Source organism: Buchnera aphidicola (Eriosoma grossulariae) (genome assembly GCF_964059045.1).
GTDB classification, from domain to species: domain Bacteria; phylum Pseudomonadota; class Gammaproteobacteria; order Enterobacterales; family Enterobacteriaceae; genus Buchnera_D; species Buchnera_D aphidicola_A.
Genome location: NZ_OZ060402.1, coordinates 109,693 through 131,469 on the forward strand (window position 1 = coordinate 109,693; position 21,777 = coordinate 131,469).

Annotated in this window: 19 protein-coding genes and 1 tRNA gene; 18 read left to right on the forward strand and 2 right to left on the reverse strand. The window is 21.4% G+C overall.

Translation table 11 applies throughout. From position 1 onward, the window contains the following. Window positions 1-45: 45 nt before the first annotated feature. Window positions 46-119: transfer RNA gene (locus AB4W51_RS00500), tRNA-Val, on the reverse strand. A gap of 306 nt (window positions 120-425) precedes the next feature. Here AB4W51_RS00500 and AB4W51_RS00505 point away from each other — a divergent pair. The 9 genes from AB4W51_RS00505 to tyrS all read left to right on the forward strand — a co-directional run bounded on the left by AB4W51_RS00505 (window position 426) and on the right by tyrS (window position 8,706). Then, window positions 426-1,055, forward strand: a complete 630-nt coding sequence (locus AB4W51_RS00505; protein ID WP_367676669.1) for a riboflavin synthase subunit alpha — start codon at window positions 426-428, stop codon at window positions 1,053-1,055. 416 nt (window positions 1,056-1,471) lie between these two features. Next, a complete protein-coding gene (gene rsxA, locus AB4W51_RS00510) occupies window positions 1,472-2,053 on the forward strand; it encodes an electron transport complex subunit RsxA (RefSeq protein ID WP_367676670.1) in 582 nt (193 codons plus the stop codon). Window positions 2,054-2,073: 20 nt separating this feature from the next. After that, window positions 2,074-2,565: an RnfABCDGE type electron transport complex subunit B gene (locus AB4W51_RS00515; protein ID WP_367676810.1), complete on the forward strand. Its 492-nt coding sequence runs from the start codon at window positions 2,074-2,076 to the stop codon at window positions 2,563-2,565. Window positions 2,566-2,640: 75 nt separating this feature from the next. After that, window positions 2,641-4,233, forward strand: coding sequence for an electron transport complex subunit RsxC (gene rsxC / locus AB4W51_RS00520; RefSeq protein WP_367676671.1), 1,593 nt, complete (start codon window positions 2,641-2,643; stop codon window positions 4,231-4,233). Between the two features lie 101 nt (window positions 4,234-4,334). Beyond that, window positions 4,335-5,351 carry an RnfABCDGE type electron transport complex subunit D gene (locus AB4W51_RS00525; protein ID WP_367676672.1) on the forward strand — a complete coding sequence of 339 codons (1,017 nt, stop codon included), beginning with the start codon at window positions 4,335-4,337 and terminating at the stop codon, window positions 5,349-5,351. Window positions 5,352-5,355: 4 nt separating this feature from the next. Beyond that, window positions 5,356-6,000 (forward strand): electron transport complex subunit RsxG, encoded by a 645-nt coding sequence (gene rsxG, locus AB4W51_RS00530; protein ID WP_367676673.1) that lies wholly within the window; start codon window positions 5,356-5,358, stop codon window positions 5,998-6,000. Next, on the forward strand, window positions 5,984-6,625 hold the full coding sequence (rsxE, locus tag AB4W51_RS00535; RefSeq protein WP_367676674.1) for an electron transport complex subunit RsxE: 642 nt from the start codon (window positions 5,984-5,986) through the stop codon (window positions 6,623-6,625). The genes rsxG and rsxE overlap by 17 nt, the downstream gene beginning before the upstream one ends. A gap of 55 nt (window positions 6,626-6,680) precedes the next feature. Further along, window positions 6,681-7,310, forward strand: a complete 630-nt coding sequence (gene nth / locus AB4W51_RS00540; protein ID WP_367676675.1) for an endonuclease III — start codon at window positions 6,681-6,683, stop codon at window positions 7,308-7,310. Window positions 7,311-7,431: 121 nt separating this feature from the next. After that, window positions 7,432-8,706, forward strand: coding sequence for a tyrosine--tRNA ligase (gene tyrS, locus AB4W51_RS00545; protein WP_367676676.1), 1,275 nt, complete (start codon window positions 7,432-7,434; stop codon window positions 8,704-8,706). A gap of 34 nt (window positions 8,707-8,740) precedes the next feature. On the opposite strand, the gene AB4W51_RS00550 is transcribed toward tyrS, so the two are convergent. After that, entirely contained in the window at window positions 8,741-9,118 is a 378-nt protein-coding gene (locus tag AB4W51_RS00550) for an iron-sulfur cluster assembly accessory protein (protein ID WP_367676677.1), read from the reverse strand. 427 nt (window positions 9,119-9,545) lie between these two features. Here AB4W51_RS00550 and ydiK point away from each other — a divergent pair, with 427 nt between their 5' ends. From ydiK to tgt, 9 genes are all read left to right on the forward strand, one after another. After that, complete coding sequence (ydiK, locus tag AB4W51_RS00555) at window positions 9,546-10,625, forward strand: AI-2E family transporter YdiK (protein WP_367676678.1); 1,080 nt, start codon at window positions 9,546-9,548, stop codon at window positions 10,623-10,625. A 674-nt stretch (window positions 10,626-11,299) separates the two neighbouring features. After that, on the forward strand, window positions 11,300-12,346 hold the full coding sequence (locus AB4W51_RS00560; protein ID WP_367676679.1) for a 3-deoxy-7-phosphoheptulonate synthase: 1,047 nt from the start codon (window positions 11,300-11,302) through the stop codon (window positions 12,344-12,346). A gap of 255 nt (window positions 12,347-12,601) precedes the next feature. Continuing rightward, on the forward strand, window positions 12,602-14,530 hold the full coding sequence (gene thrS, locus AB4W51_RS00565) for a threonine--tRNA ligase (protein ID WP_367676680.1): 1,929 nt from the start codon (window positions 12,602-12,604) through the stop codon (window positions 14,528-14,530). 3 nt (window positions 14,531-14,533) lie between these two features. Next, window positions 14,534-15,073, forward strand: coding sequence for a translation initiation factor IF-3 (gene infC / locus AB4W51_RS00570; protein ID WP_367676811.1), 540 nt, complete (start codon window positions 14,534-14,536; stop codon window positions 15,071-15,073). An 83-nt stretch (window positions 15,074-15,156) separates the two neighbouring features. Continuing rightward, window positions 15,157-15,354: a 50S ribosomal protein L35 gene (gene rpmI / locus AB4W51_RS00575; protein WP_367676681.1), complete on the forward strand. Its 198-nt coding sequence runs from the start codon at window positions 15,157-15,159 to the stop codon at window positions 15,352-15,354. A gap of 34 nt (window positions 15,355-15,388) precedes the next feature. Then, complete coding sequence (rplT, locus tag AB4W51_RS00580) at window positions 15,389-15,748, forward strand: 50S ribosomal protein L20 (protein ID WP_367676682.1); 360 nt, start codon at window positions 15,389-15,391, stop codon at window positions 15,746-15,748. A 180-nt stretch (window positions 15,749-15,928) separates the two neighbouring features. Beyond that, window positions 15,929-16,912 (forward strand): phenylalanine--tRNA ligase subunit alpha, encoded by a 984-nt coding sequence (pheS, locus tag AB4W51_RS00585; protein ID WP_367676683.1) that lies wholly within the window; start codon window positions 15,929-15,931, stop codon window positions 16,910-16,912. Between the two features lie 15 nt (window positions 16,913-16,927). Beyond that, window positions 16,928-19,342, forward strand: a complete 2,415-nt coding sequence (gene pheT, locus AB4W51_RS00590; protein ID WP_367676684.1) for a phenylalanine--tRNA ligase subunit beta — start codon at window positions 16,928-16,930, stop codon at window positions 19,340-19,342. Between the two features lie 1,012 nt (window positions 19,343-20,354). Further along, the gene (tgt, locus tag AB4W51_RS00595) at window positions 20,355-21,464 is read left to right on the forward strand and encodes a tRNA guanosine(34) transglycosylase Tgt (RefSeq protein ID WP_367676685.1); all 1,110 of its coding nucleotides are present in this window, start codon (window positions 20,355-20,357) and stop codon (window positions 21,462-21,464) included. Window positions 21,465-21,777 lie beyond the last annotated feature (313 nt).

Consider the following 21,777-nt stretch of genomic DNA (forward strand, 5'->3'; position numbering starts at 1 on the left):
TTTATTGAAGTACATAAGTATTTTTTAAAATTATATTTATTTTTTTACGTTCGAGTGGACTTGAACCACTGACCTCCATCATGTCATGATGGGACTCTAACCATCTGAGCTACGAACGTTTATATATAGAGATGATTTATATTATAATATATTATTTTTTTTTTTATCAACAATTATTTTTTAATTTTTATAAAAATAATAATTTATTTTTTTTTGATTGTATATTTTTAATAAAAAATATTATTTAAGTATTTATTTACATATCTTTTTATAAAAAAAAATATTTTTATTAATCATTGTGATATGATTAAAAATAAAATTATATTTTTATTTATAATTAAAAATATTTTTATAATTAGATAAGGATTGTAAATTTATATTTTAATATATTCATTATAACTTTAATTTTAAATTAGGAACTTCGATTGTTTACAGGTATTATAGATGGAATTGCGAAAGTAGTTTTGATAAAACGTAAAAATAATTTTTTATCTTTTGTGATACAAATTCCATGTAATTTATTATTAAATTTAAAATTAGGAGCTTCAGTATCAAATAATGGATGTTGTTTAAGTATAACATCTATTTCTGGGGATTATATTGGTTTTGATGTTATCTCTGAGACTTTGCGTTGTTCTAATTTAAGTTTTTTAAAGTTAGGAGATTTTGTTAATATAGAAAGGTCAAAAAAATTTTCAGATGAAATAGGAGGTCATATACTGTCTGGACATATATCTACAGTTGCTGAATGTTTAGATATTGTAGATTTAGATTTTAATAGTCAATTAGTTTATTGTAAGTTAAGAGATTTGTATTTAATGAAATATATATTTCATAAAGGTTTTATTAGTATTGATGGAATTAGTTTAACAGTAGGAAATATAAATAAAGATGTTTTTTGTTTTTATTTAATTCCTGATACTTTATTAAAAACAACTATGAAACAAAAAACAAAAGGTAGTATTTTTAATATTGAAATTGATTATTCCACTCAAGTAATAGTAGATACTGTAGAAAAAATTATGCATCATCAATCATATAGTAAATTAATTTAAATAAATAATTTTATTAAAAATATTATTAATTATAATAATCATTCAATTAAATTATTATTTAAATATATAAATATATTAATCATATAATCAGAAATCAAAATTTTATTTTTGAATAAAATAATATTAAAAAATTATTATATATGTAATAATTTTTAAAAAAATTATTTTAACTTAAATCATCTCTAACAATTAGAATTGAATTCATTTATGAATTCAATTCTAATTGTTAGAGATGATTTATTCAATTTTTTATAGATTTTTAGTTTTTTTGTACAAATTATTTTATTAATTTATGTTATTAATGATATTATAATTATATTAGTTTTTAAATATAATTATCCAATAATTGATTTTAAAATTTTTATTTTTTATTACATCAACGGAAATTAAATAAAATTATATGAAGTAATATCAAAATGTTAAATTATTTTTATTTATTTATAATCAATGTTTTAGTTGATAATTTTATTTTAGTACAATTTCTTGGAATTTGTCCTTTGATGGGTGTGTCTCAGAAATTAAATACAGCTGTAGGTATGAGTGTAACTACTACAATTGTAATTACTGTTACTTCAATATTATCTTGGATTATTAATTATTTTATTTTAATTCCATATCAATTATGTTTTTTACGTGTAATGGTATATATTTTAATTATTGCTGTTAGTGTACAATGTATAGAAATATTTTTAAAAAAAACATATCCTATATTATATAAATCACTTGGTATTTTTTTACCATTGATTACAACTAATTGTTCGGTTTTGGCTATTCCATTATTAAGTGTTAAATTTAATTACAATTTTTTAGAATCTGTTATTTATGGATTTAGTTCTGCTATTGGTTTCTCCATTGTAATTATTATTTTTTCTAGTATACGTGAACGTATTAAATTATCTAATATACCTATTGTTTTTAAAGGGGTTCCGATTGCATTAATTACAGTCAGTTTAATGTCAATTAGTTTTATGGGTTTTGATGGATTAGTCAAATTGTGATTATATTAATTGCAAAAACAATGTTTTTTTTTTCATTTTTATCTATTTTTTTAGGTGTAATACTGACTATTATTGCAGAAATATATAGAATAGAACAAGATCCTATTATAGAAGAAATTAATAATTTATTACCACAAAGTCAGTGTGGACAATGTGGATATACTAATTGTTATTTGTATGCTCAAGCTGTAGTTAATAATAGAGAAAAAATTAATAAATGTTTACCTGGAGGTGATGATACTATAAAAACATTATCTGATATTTTAAATATTAATAATTTAAAATATAATAATTTAAGTAATAATTGTATAATTGATTATCGTTATGTAGCATGGATTAATGAAGAAAATTGTGTAGGTTGTCATAAATGTTTTATTATTTGTCCCGTTGATGCAATTATTGGATCAAATAATTTAGCTCATACAGTTTTAAAAAAATTTTGCACGGGTTGCAATTTATGTATTGAACATTGTCCTACTAATTGTATTAAATTACGAAAAACAGAATTATGATTTTTAATGTTAGGAATTAATATATTGATTTTTTTTTCTTTTTTTTATTTTTTAAAAAAAATAATTTTTTTTTATATGAATAAATTATTCCAAAAATATCAATTTTATGGAGGATTGTCTATACCTTCACATAAACAAAATAATATTATTTTCCCTTTAAAAAATATGCCTTGTCCTGAATTAATACGTATTCCGGTAAAAAATTATTTAATTAGACAAAATAAATTATGTATATCACAAGGTGATCATGTTTCTATAGGTGATCCATTAATTATCGGAGATAATATAAATCCTACAATGCATGCATCTATTTCTGGTGTTATTGGAATGATAAATATTGATTATAATGATTTTTATTTTGATGAAAAAGAAACGGAAATTTTAATTATTTCTGACCATGATTATGATAATAAACATCATTCAGTTAAAATAGATTATAAAAAATTAAAAAAATCAGATATAATAAAAAAAATTTGTCAATTCGGAATTGTAGGTTTAGGAGGAAGTGGTTTTTCTTGTTCTAAAAAATTACAAACGTTTGTAAAATCAAAATATAATATATTAATTGTGAATGCTGTAGAATGTGAACCTTATGTTGTTGCTGATGAATGTTTAATACAAAATTATGCAGGTGATGTTTTTTTAGGTTGTGAAATTATATCATGGGTTTTAGATATCAAAACTGTTATTGTTGCTGTTTCTCAAAATAAATTGAAAACTATTGAAATTATTATTCAAGAATTAGTGCATTTTATTAACTTTGAATTACGTATTATTCCTGAAATTTATCCCTCTGGAAGTAGTAAACAGTTAATAAAAATATTATTAAATCAAGAAATTCCACATGAAAAACATGCTAATGATATGGGTATATTAATACATAATGTTGGAACTTTGTTTGCAATTAAGAGGGCTGTTATTAATAATATACCTTTATTTGAAAGGATTGTGACTATAGCTGGTAATAATGTTTTTGATGTAGAAAATTATTGGGTAAAGATTGGAACTCCTGTTTCTCATATATTAAATTGTATATCAATGAAATCTTTACACAATAATAAAATTATGCTTGGTGGTGTTTTTTTAAATGATGATAAACCATTAAAATTAGATCCAATAGTATTAAAGACTACTAATTATATTTTGTTATTTAATAAAAATAATATTAATGATAATTTCTTCAAATCAAATAATTCTAGAGAATGTATTCGTTGTGCAGCATGTTCCAATGTATGTCCAATTAGATTGTTACCACAACAATTATATTGGTATAGTAAAAATCATGATCATGATAAAAGTAAGTTGTATAATATTAAGGATTGTATTGAATGCGGATTATGTGAACGAGTTTGTCCAAGTAAAATACATTTAGTATCGTATTACAAAAAAGAAAAAAAAATAATTGATAATATTGAAAAAAACAAAAATAGAATAAAAATATCTAAAATAAGATTTCAACAACACGAAAAAAGATTAAATTTACAAAAAATATTTCATAAAAATTCTAATTTTAGAATGGATAATGTAATTAATTTTAATAAGATAGATTTTTTAAAAAATCAATCAAATTTAATTAAACATAATAATTTAATAAAAAAAATAGATATAAAAAATCAAATTAAAAATTCAATTTTAAGAATAAAAAATAAAAAAAATAAATTTTTATAAAAATAATATTTATATATATAGATTGATGTATATAATATTTATTATTAATATGTATAGACTATAATTAACTTAATTTTGTTACTTTTTATAAAAAAATAAAAATGAATGATCATAATTATACTATTAATAAGATAATGTTTTTAACGATTATATCATTAATACCCGGGATTATAATTCAAAGTATTTTTTTTGGATATGGTGTTTTAATACAAATATTTATTGCAATAATAGTTTCGGTATGTACTGAATTTATTTGTTTATATCTTCGTGGAGTAGATTATTGGTATCATATAAGTGATAATTCAGTATTAGTATCAGCTATTTTATTTGGACTTTGTTTGCCAATATTAATACCTTGGTGGGTTATTGTCATTGGTTCTATTTTTATGATTGTTTTAGGTAAACAATTATATGGTGGTATAGGTCAAAATATATTTAATCCAGCTATGGTTGGATATGTAATTATTTTGATTTCTTTTCCTGTAATAATGACTAATTTTAATTTTTTTGGTGTTTCTATTGCTCATTTATTTAATTTTATTGATAGTTTAAATTTAATATTTTTTTGTGATAACAATTTTCATGATTCCAATAACATTTTTATTACTCAAGCTACTCCTTTAAATAATATTAAGTTGAATCAACATATATTAATTGATTCTATCATTAACGTCTCTAAAAATAATATTCAAAATTTATCTTTTTATTCTAATTTTTTTTGGATTAATTTTTGTTTTTTATTAGGAGGTATTTATTTATTATTTAAAAAAATAATTTGTTGGAGGATACCAATGAGTTTTTTATTATCTTTATTTACATTATCTTTTTTTAGTTCAGTATATTTACCTAATGTTTTTTTATCACCAAAAATTAATTTATTTTCTGGTTCTACTATGTTAGGTGCTTTTTTTGTTTTAACTGATCCAGTAACGTCATCTACAACTAATTTAGGAAAAATAATCTTTGGTGTTTTAATAGGATTTTTTGTATGGATTATACGTAGTTTTGGTAATTATCCAGATGCTATTGCTTTTTCAGTTTTGTTGGGTAATTCTTTAGTACCATTGATAGATATTTTTACTAAACCAAAAGTATATGGAGATAGGAAAAATATATAATAATATGTTTTTTAAAAATTTTAAAAATGCGATAATCATAGGATTATTTGCTATACTTTTTTCTTCTTCAACAGCATTAGTTTATATATTAACTAAAAAAATTATTTTTCAGCATGATCAAATTCATTCTATTTATTTATTACATGAATTGATTCATTTAGAAGAATATGAATTATCTTCTATTAATAATTGTTATTTGATTAAAAATGATAAATTAGGAGATGATCAGTATCATCGTTTTTGGTTATTAAAAAAAAAAGGTCTTTATTGTGCTTTTATTATTGAAACAACTGCCCCAGATGGTTATGCTGGTTTAATTAATATTTTAGTAGCTGCAGATTTACATGGTAATATTATTGGAGCTAGAGTTATAAATCATCATGAAACTCCTGGATTAGGAGATAAAATTGATATTCAGCAATCAGATTGGATTAAGCATTTTTGTGGTATTTGTATTTTATCTTTAAGTCAAAAACCTTTTTTAATCAAAAAAGATGGTGGTTTTATAGATCAATTTACAGGAGCAAGTATTACTCCACGATCAGTTGTTAATTCTATTAAAAATTCAGTTTTTTTTATATTACAGTCATTATCTGAATATCAATTAATAGATATTAAAGGTTTGAAAATTAATGTTTATAAAAAATGAAATAAAAAAAAAAATTACACATTTGATTTGGGAAAATAATTCTACTTTGGTTCAATTATTGGGTTTATGTCCAGTTTTAGCTATTACTACTAATTTTGTTAATTCTATTAGTTTAGGTATTGCTACTACTATTGTTTTAATATTTACAAATTTTTTCATTGCTTTATTTAAAAAATATATACCTTATAGTATTAGGATTCCTATATATATTATAGTAATTTCTTCAGTTGTTTCGATTATTGATATGTTAGTTCATGCATATTTATTTAATTTATATTCTTCTTTAGGAGTATTTATTCCTTTAATTGTGACAAATTGCATTGTAGTGAGTCGAGCTGAGTTAATTGCATCACGGTATTCTATTTTATATAGTTGCATGGATGGTTTTTTTACTGGAATTGGTTTAACAGTATCAATGATTATTTTAGGTAGTATTAGAGAAATAATAGGTCATGGAACACTTTTTTATGGAATGAATTTTTTATTTCACTTTTTAAAAAAAAGTAATTATATTGAATTTTTTAAAATAGATTATTCTATGTTAATGGTTTGTTTTCCAGCAGGTGCATTTATGATATTAGCTTTTATTATAGTTTTTAAATCTATTTTTAGTAAAAAATTTTAAACCATGCATCAATTTATTTTAAATTATATATGTAATTAAAAAATAAAATATTAATATGAATCAGATAAAAAGAAATGAAATATTAAATATTTTTCATCATTATCAACCTTATCCAAAAATGGAGTTAGTTTTTAATTCTGATTTTGAATTATTAGTTGCAGTAATATTATCAGCACGTTCTACTGATTTACAAGTAAATCATTGTACTAAAAAATTATATAAGATAGCAAATAATCCTAAAAGTATATTAGAATTAGGTCTTGTAGGTTTAAAATCATATATTAAAAATATTGGTTTATTTAATAAAAAATCGAGTTATATAATAAATTTATGTGATATTTTAATTAACCGATATAATAGTAAAATACCAAAAAATAGAAAATTGTTAGAGTTATTACCAGGTGTTGGAAGAAAAACAGCCAATATAATATTAAATACTGTATTTAAAAAGAATTTAATAGCTGTAGATACTCATGTTTTTAGAGTTTGCAATCGAACAAAATTTGCTACAGGAAAAACAGTTCATATTGTTGAAAATAAATTAAATAAATATGTTTTAAGATCTTTTAAATTAAATTTTCATAATTGGATTGTATGGCATGGTCGTTATGTTTGTCAATCAAGAAAAATAAAATGTAATATTTGCATTATAAATCAATTATGTGAATTTAAAAAAAAATTATAAAATAGAAATTATTTAAAAATAATATATATAATTTTTTATTTTTATTTATGATTTATTTTTTAATTTATATATATTTATTATTTTAATAATACCATCATTTTTATTTTTGATCAGGAATAGTATGAATAGCGAAAATATAATTACATTACTAAAATTAAGAAATTTAGTTTTTCAAATTAGTAATGAAAACAATTTAAAAAAAGTTACTAAAAATAATTCTATATCGTTATATTGTGGTTTTGATCCCACCGCAGATAGTTTACATATAGGACATTTATTGCCTTTAATGGTTTTAAAACATTTTCAAATTTTAGGACATAAACCAATTATATTAATAGGTGGTGCAACAAGTTTAATTGGAGATCCAAGTTTTAAACTTTCAGAACGAGTATTAAATACATATAATGATATTAATAATTGGGAAAAAAAAATTACAGCTCAGTTGTCTTTATTTCTTGATTTTAATATTGGGGAAAATAGTGCTAAAATTGTTAATAATTATCATTGGTTTTGCAAAATGGATATTTTATCTTTTTTGAGAAAAATTGGTAAATATTTTTCAATTAATCAAATGATTAATTTAGAATCTGTAAAAAATAGAATTAATAGAAAGGAAAAGGGTATTTCTTTTACAGAATTTACATATAGTTTATTACAGTCTTATGACTTTGTTGTTTTAAATAACATGTATCAAGTTTGTTTGCAAATTGGAGGATCAGATCAATGGGGTAATATTACTTCAGGAATTAACTTAGTTCGTAAAATGAGTCAAAAATATGTATTTGGTTTAACATTGCCATTATTAACAAAAAGTGATGGAACAAAATTTGGAAAAACTGAAGATGGTCCAATTTGGTTAGATTCATCTAAAACTAGTCCATATAAGTTTTATCAATTTTGGTTGAATACTGATGATAGTCATGTTTATACTTTTTTAAAATGGTTTACATTATTAAATTATTCTGAAATTCTAAAAATAGAACAAGAAGGAATTAAATTTGGTAATATTATTAAAGATAGAATTTTTTTAGCTAAGGAAATAACTAATACTGTGCATGGAATTTCAGGTGTTGCTGCAGCTGTCAGAATTACTGAATGTTTGTTTTCTGGTGATTTAAACCAGATGACTGAATTGGATTTTGAACAATTAAAACAAGATGGTATGCCTGCAATAGATTTGTTTGGTTCAGAAGATTTAGTAACAGCATTAGTTATTTCAAAATTTGCTTTATCACGTTCTCAAGCTAGGAATATGATTCTTTCAAATGCTATTTCAATTAATAATAAAAAAATATCTAAAATTAAATATTTTTTTAGTAATGATGATAGATTATTTAATAAATTTACATTATTAAAGAGAGGTAAAAAAAATTATGTTTTAATTTGTTGGGTCTAATTTTTATTTTTTTTTAATTAGCAATAGAAATTGACTATAAAATTAATTCAAAGCTTTCACCGCATCCACAAAAATTTTTTGTTTGAGCATTGTCAAATTTAAATACTTGATTAATTCCTTCTTTAACAAAATCAATTTTCATTTTATTGATAAAATCAATTTGTATTAATGGTATACATATTACAAAATTTTTAAAATAAAATATTAATTCTTCTTTTTTTTTATTTTTTATTCTTTTTAAATTATAACGAAATCCAGCACATCCAGATTTTTTAATTTGAATTCTAATACCTATAAAATCATCAGATTCTTTTATTAAAGAAAATATTTGATTTTCTGCTTTTTTAGTTAAAATAACACCTTCCCATTTTGTTTTTTTATTGAAATCTTTTGTTTTTAAATTTTCAATCATTATTTTTCCCAGAAAATTAATTGTTTTAATATATCAATATATTTATATTTTTTAATATATTTTATTTTTTTAAAGAAATCATGATTTATAGAATAAAATTTATTTAAAATATTTCTTAATAGAATGTTAAATTCTAAATAAATATTATAAATAATATTTAAAAATGTCAATACTTGATCTTTTTTATAAAAGATATAATTATTATTAATAATGATTCAAATAAATTTTTCAATACCATATTTTATTTTTAAAATAATAATTTATTGAGTTAATTTGTATTTTTACAATAAAAATACTTATATAAAAATGATATATAACAGAATTATATTCTGTATAAAATTTGTTTTTATAATGTAAATTTATAAGAAATATATGGTAATTATTTGCGATAAAAAATAATTAAAAACTTTTGAGGTTGAACTTTTATATGTATAACCAACAAGAAGATACCAATTTAATACAAACAATTTTTTTAGTTATGTTTGTTGTAATTATAATTTTTATCAGTTGTTTAATTTTATATCCATTTTTTTTATCTTTTGCTTGGTCAGGTATGATAGTTATTTCTACTTGGCCTATTTTATTAAAAATACAACATTTTTTAGGAGGAAAGCGTATTTTAGCAGTTGGTGTAATGATTATATTATTGTTATTATTATTTTTTCTGCCTTTGATTATTTTAGTCAATAATTTAATTGATCATAGTCTTCCTTTTATTAATTGGTTACATGCTGGAAATTTAAAATTCCCAAAATTAATTTGGATTAAAGATATTCCTTTAATAGGAAGTGGTTTATTTTCAAAATATAAAAATTTATTAAAGAATGAAGGTTCTTTATTAATTACACATATTCGTCCATACATGAGTTATACAAGTATATTATTTCTTATTCAGGCTGAAAAATTAGGAAAGTTTATTATACATTTAATTTTTATTATTATTTTTAGTATATTAATGTATTGGCATGGAGAAAGAATAGAATATACTGTTCGGAATTTTGCATTTAGATTAGGTTCGGATTCTGGAGATGCAGTGATTGTATTAGCTGCTAAATCTATTCGTTCAGTTGCTTTAGGTGTGATAGTAACTTCATTAATACAAATTATTTTATCAGGTATTGGTTTAATTATATTTGGTATTCCATATTTTTTTTTATTTATTTTGATAGTAATTTTTTTTTGTTTAGTACAATTAGGACCTTTGCCTGTTTTAATCCCAGTAGTTATATGGTTATTTTTGCATAATCATACAATATCAGGTGGATTGTTTTTAATTTGGAGTACTAACATTTTTATATTAGATAGTATTTTACGTCCTTTTTTAATAAAAATGGGTGCTGATATTCCTGCTTTATTAAGTATTTTTGGAGCCATAGGAGGTTTGTTAGTATTTGGTATGATTGGATTATTTTTAGGTCCAGTTGTATTGGTTATTTCATATCGATTAATATTATCATGGATGAATAATATTCCAGTATCAGAATTTTTATTAGATAAAAAAAAATAAAAAATATGATATTCATTAAAATAAAAAATAAAATCTATATTTAAAAATATAATCTTTTAATTTTATATTTTTAATAATTTTAAATTTTAATATAATATTTTTATATATATTTATATTTTTAAAAATTAGAAATATTTAATATTTTAATAAACTACATATATTTTAAGATTTAAATATATGTAGTTTACATATTTTAACATACTTCATAATATTTATTGTTGAAATAATTATTAATTTTTATTAATAATTATTCATGATTATTTTATTTTTTATTAAATTTTAAATTATCTTATTGATTATATAATTGCCATATAAAATCAATAAGATAATTTAAAATTGTTTAATAAAAAAAATAAAATATTTGTATGATACTCAAGAATTATTAAATTTTGCATTATATTTATAATATTTTGTGATTTTTATTTTTGTGTGATAAACTTTTTATTTTTAAAATATTAGATTTTTGTCTAATTTTTTATTTTTTTAAAAACTATTCTAGATCTTATTTTTAACTTCATTTAATCCTTTTAAATAATATTATAATACTAAAATTATAATTTTAATCACATCTCTTATATAATATTTTTAAATAATATTTTTTAAAATTTTTAGTTAAGATCTATATTATATATTAAATAATAATACTTATTTAAATAAACCATGTAGAGAATAAAATGCAAAAAACAGATGAATTACGTACAATTAGAATTGATCCATTAATCACACCGTTTGAATTAGCAGAAAAACATAAAATTACTCCAAAAATTATGGATAATGTAATTCTTACTAGAAAAAATATTGCAAGAATTCTTACTGGAAAAGACAAAAGATTATTAGTTATTATTGGTCCTTGTTCAGTACATGATCCAATTGCAGCTATAGAGTATGCTCACCGACTTAATGTGTTAAGAAAAAAATATAGTTCAAGATTAGAAATTATTATGCGTACTTATTTTGAAAAACCTAGAACAGTTGTTGGATGGAAAGGATTAATATCTGATCCAGATCTAGATGGTAGTTTTCGTGTTAATCATGGATTAAATATTGCTAGAAAATTATTATTAGATATAAATTCTATTGGAATGCCTGCAGCAACTGAATTTTTAGATATGGTGATCGGTCAATTTATTGCAGATTTAATTAGTTGGGGGGCAATAGGTGCTAGGACTACAGAAAGTCAAATTCATCGAGAAATGGCATCAGCTTTATCATGTCCAGTAGGATTCAAAAATGGTACAGATGGTAATATAAGAATTGCTATTGATGCTATTAGAGCTACTAGAATTCGACATTTATTCTTGGCACCTAATAAAAACGGTCAAATGACCATTAATCATACTAGTGGTAATCCATTTTGTCATGTTATTATGAGAGGAGGAAAGTTACCTAATTATCATAAATCAGATGTAATATTAGCAAAAAAACAATTAAGAGAGTTTTTATTGCCTGAATATTTAATGATAGATTGCAGTCACGGTAATTGTTTGAAAAATCATCTTTTGCAAAAAAAAGTTGCTTCTTCAGTATCAAATCAAATAAAAAATGGTTCAAAAACAATTGTTGGCGTTATGATTGAAAGTTTCTTAGAAGAAGGCACTCAATTAATTAATAATACAAAAAAAATGGTTTATGGAAAATCAATAACTGATCCTTGTTTATCTTGGAATGATAGTGTAAATATTTTAGATGAATTATCATTAGCAATTGATTCCAGATTTTAAAAAACATTGCTGGTCATTTATGACTAGCAATGTTTTTTCTTATACATACATTTTATTAAATAATAATTTATGTATAAAATTATGTACATATGAATGACATTTATAGTATAAAATAGTTTATGTTTTAAAATTTACATTATTCAATATAGTGATATATAATATTTCTCATATTATATATTTTCGATGTATTATTTAATTCATATTTTTATATATAGATTGAATTATTAATATATCAATTATATTAAAGGATAAAATATGCCAGTTATTTATTTTTCTGATGGAAATCAGTACATATCTGATCATCCGGTTTCTTTATTAAAAGTTATTGAACACAATTACCCAAAAATTTTAAATAATTGTGTTGGAGCCAGCATTGATAATATGTTATTTGATTTAAATACTATCATAAAAAAAAATTGTCTTGTTCAGTTTATCAGAGAAAAAGATATATTGGCTTTAAATATTATTAACAATTCTTGTGTTTATCTTTTAGGATATGCAATAAAAATATTATGGCCTGAATCTCAATTAGGACAAGGTGGGGTTGTTAATAATAGATTTTATTATGATTTTGATTTAAATAATAATATTACTAAACATGATTTAAAATTAATTGAACATAAGATGTTAGATTTATCTAAATATGAATTTAATATATTAAATAAATATGTTTCAATAAAAGAAGCAATTAAAATTTTTACTATTTTAAATGAACAATATAAATTAAAATTATTATCTCAAAAATTAAATACAGAAAATAAAATTTTATTATACTATCATAAAAATTATACGGATTTTGATATAGGAATTCAATTACCTAATATACGTTTTTGTCGATATTTTAAATTAGAAACTTTGTCAGGAGCTTATTGGAATAGTAAAAAAAGTAATAAAATGTTATATCGAGTATATGGTGTAGTATGGTTAAACAAAAATCAATTAACAGAAAATATCAATCGTTTAAAATTAATAAAAGAACGAGATCATAGAATTATTAGTAAAAATTTATCTTTTTATCATATGCAAGAAGATGCTCCTGGAATGGTTTTTTGGCATCCTAATGGGTTAATTTTATTTCAATTAATAAAACAATTTATCCGTTTAAAATTATTAGAATACAATTATCATGAAGTAAAAACGCCAATTATTATGGATCAAAAAATATGGGAAAAAAGTGGACATTGGGATAATTATCAAGAATCAATTTTTACCACTAGTTCAGAAAATAGAAAATATTGTATCAAACCAATGAATTGTCCAGGTCATTTGCAAATTTTTAATCAAGGGTTACGATCTTATCGTGATTTACCTTATCGAATGGCAGAGTTTGGTAGTTGTCATAGACAAGAACCTTCAGGATCATTACATGGATTAATGAGAGTTCGTGCATTTACTCAAGATGACGCCCACATTTTTTGCACTGAAGAACAAATTAGTACTGAAATTGATATTTGTATAAAAATGATTTTTAATATTTATAATACATTTGGTTTTAAAAAAATATTAATTAAATTATCTACTCGCCCAGAAAAAAGTATTGGTAGTACTGAAATATGGGATCGAGCAGAAAAAGATTTAGTTCATGTTTTAAATAAAAATAATTTAAATTTTGAATACCAACCTGGGGAAGGTGCATTTTATGGTCCTAAAATTGAATTAATTTTAGAAGATTCATTAAATCGTACTTGGCAATGTGGTACTATTCAATTAGATTTCTATTTGTCTCAGAGATTAAATACATTTTATATTAATAAATATAATGAACGTCAATTTCCTATTATTATTCATCGAGCGGTATTAGGTTCTTTAGAACGTTTTATTGGTATTTTAATTGAAGAATATTCAGGTAATTTTCCTTTATGGTTGGCTCCAATACAGGTTGTTGTTATTAATATTAACAAAAATCATATTGATTATGTAAAAAAAATAACAAATATATTATTAAAAATTGGAATTCGTGTACAATTAGATATTAGAAATGAAAAAATTAATGTAAAAATAAGAGAATATACAATTTTACGGATACCTTATATTTTTATATGTGGCCAGAAAGAATTAGAAGAGTCTTCAATAACAATTCGTAATCGATCTGGTAAAAGTTTTAAAATTGATGATATTAATTTTATTATTAAAAAATTACAATTTGAAATTAATACTCGTAGTTTTTCTCAAATGGAGGAATAAAGTATTAAAGTCGGAAAAAGAATACAACAAACACGGCCTAATCGTATTAATAAAGAAATCCGTGCCTCACAAGTTCGTTTATCAGGATCAGATTTAGAACCAATGGGTGTTGTGAGCCTAAATGAAGCATTATTAAAAGCTGAAGAATTAGGAGTGGATTTGGTTGAAATCAGTCCTAATGCAGAACCTCCTGTTTGTCGTATCATGGATTATGGAAAATTTTTATACGAAAAGAGTAAATATTCTAAAGAACAAAAGAAAAAACAAAAAATTATTCATATGAAAGAAATTAAATTTCGTCCAAGTACTGATGAAAGTGATTATCAAGTTAAACTGCGTAATTTAATTCGTTTTTTAGAAGATGGAGATAAAGTTAAAATTACTTTAAGATTTCGTGGTAGGGAAATGGCTCATCAAAATATAGGTATAAATATGTTAAAAAGAATAAAAAATGATTTGATTGCTTATTCTATTATAGAATCATTTCCTGCAAAAATTGAAGGACGTCAAATGATTATGATTTTATCTCCTAAAAAAAAGTAAAATATTTTTTTAACTATTATTATTTTATCTTAATAATAAGATTGCACTTTTTTAAAATTTATTATTAAAATTTAGGATTAATTATGTCAAAAATGAAAACATTACGTAGTGCGGCAAAACGATTTAAACAAACAGCATCAGGTAAATTTAAAAGAAAACAAGCTAATTTACGACATTTATTGACAAAAAAAAATACTAATTATAAAAGACAATTACGTTCTAAAATAGCAGTTTCTAATGACGATATAAAAAAAGTGATATCTTTTTTCCCATATAGATAATTTTTTATAAAATCTTTAATACAGGAGAATATGGATGGCACGAATAAAAAGAGGTGTAGTTGCCCGTGCTCGACATAAAAAAATTTTAAAGCAAGCTAAAGGTTATTATGGTGCAAGATCAAGGGTTTATAGAGTAGCTAAACAAGCTGTTATTAAAGCTGGTCAATATGCTTATCGAGATAGAAGACAAAAAAAACGTCAATTTCGTCAGTTATGGATAACTAGAATTAATGCTGCTGTACGTAAAAATAATCTATCTTATAGTCAATTTATGTATGGTTTAAAGAAATCTTTAGTTATTATTGATCGAAAAATATTATCTGATCTAGCAGTTTTTGATTATTTAGCATTTTTAAAAATAGTAAAAAAAGTACAACTAGTATTAAGTAATTAATTAAACTTTTGGTAAAGAGGGGAGAATCTACCCCTCGTTGTTTGCATTATTATTAATAAAAATAATTTTTATTATGACTAATATAGTATATTTATAACATTTTTATTAATTTATAATTTTATATTTTAAAAATAAAAATGATTGTTAAAAATGATGATATCTAAAATTTAAGTGAAAAATATGAAATTATTAATGAAATTAATAGATTCAACTAAGAAAGAAATTATTAATGCTATTACTATTAAAGATTTAGAACGTATTAGAATAGAATGTCTAGGAAAAAGAGGATATTTAAATCTAAAAATAAAAGAACTTAATTTATTAAATAATGAAAAAAAAAAAATAGTTGGTTCATTGTTAAATAAAATAAAAAAAGATATACAAACTGAATTATTTTTAAAAAAAAACAATATATTAAAAAATTTATTAGATTTGGACTTAAAAAAAGACAAAATTGATGTTACATTGACTGGAAGACGAATTATTAATGGAAATTTGCATCCTATTACTACTACAATAAATTTTTTAAATTTTTTTTTTGAAAAATTAGGTTTTAATTGTTCCAACGGTCCTGAAATTGAAGATATATATCATAATTTTGACGCATTAAATATTGATCCCAATCATCCATCTAGAGATATGAAAAATACTTTTTGGTTTGATTGTAATCGTTTATTAAGGACTCAAACTTCTAGTATGCAGGTGCGAATTATGGAAACTAAATCATTACCTATTCGTTATATTATTCCTGGAAAAGTATATCGTAATGATTATGATTCTACACATACACCAATGTTTCATCAAATTGAAGGTTTAATAATTGATAAGAATATTAACTTTTCCCAATTAAAATGGATTCTTGAAAGTTGTCTTATTGAATTTTTTGATAATAATATTGAGCTTAGATTTCGTAGTTCTTATTTCCCTTTTACAGTTCCTTCTATAGAAATTGATATTAAAGGAAATCAGGGTAAGTGGTTAGAAATATTAGGTGGTGGCATGATTCACCCGAAAGTTTTAAAAAATTTAAATATTGATCCTTTATCATATTCAGGTTGTGCTTTTGGTATTGGGGTAGAACGATTAACGATGTTAAAATATGATATATTTGATATTCGTTCTTTTTTTAAAAATGATATAAGATTTCTTAAACAATTTAAATAAATAAGGTTTGTTTAAATGAAATTTAGTGAAGAATGGTTACGTGAATTGATTAATCCTTCTATTTCTATTATTGATATTTGTGATCAAATGACAAAATCTGGTTTAGAAATAGAAAATATTGAACCAATTTCTGGAGCATTTAGTGGAATAGTTGTTGGAGAGATATTGTCTTGTACATTACATCCTGATGTTAATAATTTATTTATATTAACATTAAATATAGGTTTAAAGAAAGATATTAGTATAGTTTGCAGTGCTTTAAATTGTCGTGTAGGTATTAAAGTAGCTGTAGCATTATTAGGTGCAGTTTTACCTTCTTCTTTTTGTATAACATCTAGAATTATAAAAGGATTTTTATCTGAAGGTATGTTGTGTTCTTTTAAAGAATTAAATATGGTTTCTTTTGATAATAATATTATTGAATTACCAATATATGCTGAAATAGGAAAAAATATTAGACATTTTTTTTCTAATAAAGAAAATATTATTTCTGTATCTGTGAATCCTAACAGACCTGATGAATTAGGAATGATAGGTATTGCAAGAGAAGTAGCTGTATTAAATAATTTAAAATTACCTGTAATTCCAAGCACGAATCTTGTTTTAACCACAAATAATTTTTTACCAATTCATATATCTCAAAATGTGAATTGTATGAGGTATTTTGGTAGAATTTTAAAAAATATAGATATTCAACAACAATCTCCTTTTTGGTTAAAGGAAAAATTACGTCGTTCTAATTTTTCTTCAAAAGGTTTGATTACAGATATGATCAATTATTGTATGATTATGTTTGGACAATTATTTCATGTTTTTGATGCAGATAAGATTCTTCATAGTATTATAGTACGTAATTCTTCTTCATTAGATAAATGTATTTTACCAGATAATTCAAGTATTGATTTAGATGAGAATTTGGTTGTGATTGTTGATGATTCAAATAATATTTTATCTATTCATGGTGTTATGAATACTAAGTTTTCTACTGTAACTAAAGATACAAAAAATATATTTTTAGGATGTATTTATTTTCCATTAGATAGTATTTCTATATCTTCAATGTTATTTCAATTAAATTATGATTTTTCTTATCGTTTTAATAAAGGAATAGATTTAGCTGCACAATATGATGTAATGGATTTTATAACTAATTTATTATTAGATATATTTGGTGGGAAACCTGGTCCCATAATTGATAAATTTATGAATCGTAATTTATTTTTTATTAGAAATCATATAATTTTGCATCAAAAAAAAATATATACAATATTAGGCTATAAAATTGAAAATAGAATATGTTCAAGTATTTTATGTCAATTAGGGTATACTATTGTTTTTGAAAATCAAGATTATTGGGATTTAATAGTACCAACTTGGAGATTTGATATAAAAATTGAAGAAGATGTTATAAGTGATATTATGCGTATTTATGGTTATGATCAAAAATGTAGTATTCCAATAAAAGAAAATTCTGCAATTGTCAAAATCAATAAAATGAATTTATTCTTAAATAGAATTAAATTTCTTTTAGTTGATAAAGGATACCATGAAGTTATAACATATGGTTTTGTAGATCCAAAAATACAAAAATTATTGTATCCTGATCAAATTCCTTTATTAATTTCTAATCCTATTTCTCAAGATATGTCATCTATGCGGTTATCATTATGGCCAGGTTTAATCACTTCTGTATTATATAATCAAAAACGACAACAGCAATCTATTCGATTTTTTGAAGTTGGGTTATGTTTTTCTTCTGATTGTGGATATGAATTAAATATAAAACAAGAAAATCATTTGTCCGGTATTATTAGTGGAGAGTGTTGTTTACCACATTGGGATATGATGAATAAAAGATTTGATTTTTATGATTTAAAAGGAGATTTAGAATCTATTTTAGAAATTAACGATAATTTAAATCATATTTCTTTTAAAAGTGAAATATTAGATGGATTACATCCTGGAAAAAGTGCAGGAATTTATTTTTTTAAAAAAAGAATTGGTTGCATTGGTGTATTACATCCAATGATTCACAAAAAATTAAATTTAAATGATACTGTAATAATGTTTAATATATTATATGATCAATTAAATGATATATCTAAATTAAAAGTGTTAAATTTTTCTAAATTACCTATAATTAAACGTGATATTTCAATTATTATAAATGAAGATATTTATGTTGGAGATATTGTTTTTGTCTGTAAAAATGCTATTTCTAATCAAAATCTTGAAGTAGATATATTAGATATATATCGGAATCAAGAAATAGGTCATGGAAAAAAAAGTATTGCAATTAGATTAACATTTTATAATATTAAGAAAACATTAACAGAAAAAGAAATTATTTTTATGTTAGATAAATGTCTTTTAGATTTAAAAAATAAGTTTAAAGCTATTTTTAGGAATAAATTTGATGGTTCTAAATAAATCTGATTTATTTAAAATTTTACTTTAAAATATCGATAAAAAAAAATATATTAAAAAATTAGTAAATGTATTTTTTTTAAAATTAATAATTTAATTTTCAAAATAGCGATGTATTTGAATTATAGGAGTGATAATTTTTATTAAAAATATAACCAATCAAGATTATGTAGAAATCTAAAAATAGGAAAAAATATATTTATATAATTCAAGAAGATTGTCGTTTTTCAAATCTTGATTAAAGTTAAAAATTAGATTTTTATAATATATTAGATTTGAATAATAATAATTATTGTTTAATGATCAATATATATTTTATTCAACAATATTTAATAAAAATATATGGTGTTTTAATTTTATAAATGATTATTTATAATTTTTAGATTATATATAAATTATATAGTATATATTTTTAAAAAAATTCAATGATATAGAATAATTTATTATTGAAGATCAGTGATTACTGATTGAAAAATATAATAATATTCTTTCAATAAAAAAATATTGTTTATGATTGTTATTTATTTTAATATTTTTTTAAAATTATTTTAATAGAATTATATTTTTATTTGTTCTGTTTTAAATATTGCAAATAATAAATATAAAAGTTATATATTATATTTTTATGAATATTATATTTTTTAAGATTGAATTGATCGTTTATTTTTATCATGTATCTTAAATATTTTTTTAAAATTTTATCATAATAGTATTTTAAAAATTACAGGTTAAATATTTTTATAATTGCAAAAATATAAAATTATGATTAATGTATATTGATATAAATATAATTTTAATTATTCATGATTTTTTTATTTGATAATATTTTATAATATATGGTTAGAATAATTATTTTTTATTATGTATAAAAAATGCATTTTTTATTTTTATTTTTAATAACATGATGATTTTTTTTATATTTATAAAATATTGTATTTTTAATTTAAAATATTTATTAAAAAAATATTTTAATATTTTATTTTTTATTCATATCAACAAAAAAAGGATTTCAGTTGTGTCTTTCAAAGTTCAAAATTATGATGGTCGAGCTCGTTATGGAATTTTTACATTTCATAATAGAAATATCATTGTTGAAACACCAGTTTTTATGCCAGTGGGTACTTATGGAGTTGTTAGATCTATAACACCAGAAGAATTAAATACAATTGGTTTTAAAATTATATTAGGTAATACAGTGCATTTATTTTTTCGTCCTGGAGAAAAAATCATAAAAAAACATAATGGATTACATAATTTTATGAATTGGAAAAATATTATCTTAACGGATTCAGGTGGTTTTCAAATATTTAGTTTAAATAAAATATGTAAAGTAAATCGAGAAGGTGCTTTATTTAAAAATCCTTTTGATGGTAATAAATTGTTTTTAACACCCGAAAAATCTATGGAGATTCAATATAATTTGTCTTCAGATATTGTCATGAGTTTTGATGAATGTATTACATTTGATTCTAGCTGGGATACAGTAAAAAATTCTGTAGAACGATCTTTGAATTGGGCAAAAAGAAGTAAAGAACATTTTATTTTATTAGAAAATAAAAATATTTTATTTGGTATTATTCAAGGCGGTTTATATCATGATTTACGTAATATTTCTATAAAAAATTTAATAGATATGAATTTTGATGGTTATGCGATAGGTGGATTAGCAGTTGGAGAATCAAAATATAATTTGTATTCTACATTAGAATATATTAGTTTAAAACTTCCTCAAAATAAACCAAGATATTTGATGGGAGTTGGTACACCATTAGATATAATTCAGGCAGTGTTATGTGGTATTGATATGTTTGACTGTGTTATACCGACTAGACATGCTAGGAATGGTCATTTGTTTGTTAGCAGTGGTGTAATTAAGATTCGTAATGCAAAGTATCAAGAAGATTTATCAGTATTAGATCAAGAATGCGATTGTTATACTTGTTTAAATTATACTCGTGCTTATTTGCATCATTTATATCGTTGTAAAGAAATATTAGGTATTAGATTAAATACTATACATAATTTATTTTTTTATCAGAATTTGATATCTAATTTAAGACAATCTATTCAACAAAAAAAATTACGTCAATTTATTACAAATTTTAATAATAAAATTATTAAATAAAAAATTCATTTTTATTTAATTAGTCAAAATAAATTTAAAATAATAAAAATTGATTTATTTGATACATTAAGTATAGGATTATTAAAGATTATTAAATGATGACTAGATACAATTTTTATATTCAATCAATATACAGATTTTAATTTCAGTATAAAATAATTAAAATTTATTTATTCATAATAAAATTTTTATCTGATGAATTTTATTTAATTTTATTTAATAATTTTTATAATAAATTTTTTATTTTTTTAAAAGACTAATTTAAAAAGCAATATATAAAATAATTAATATATTTTTTAAAACAACATTATTT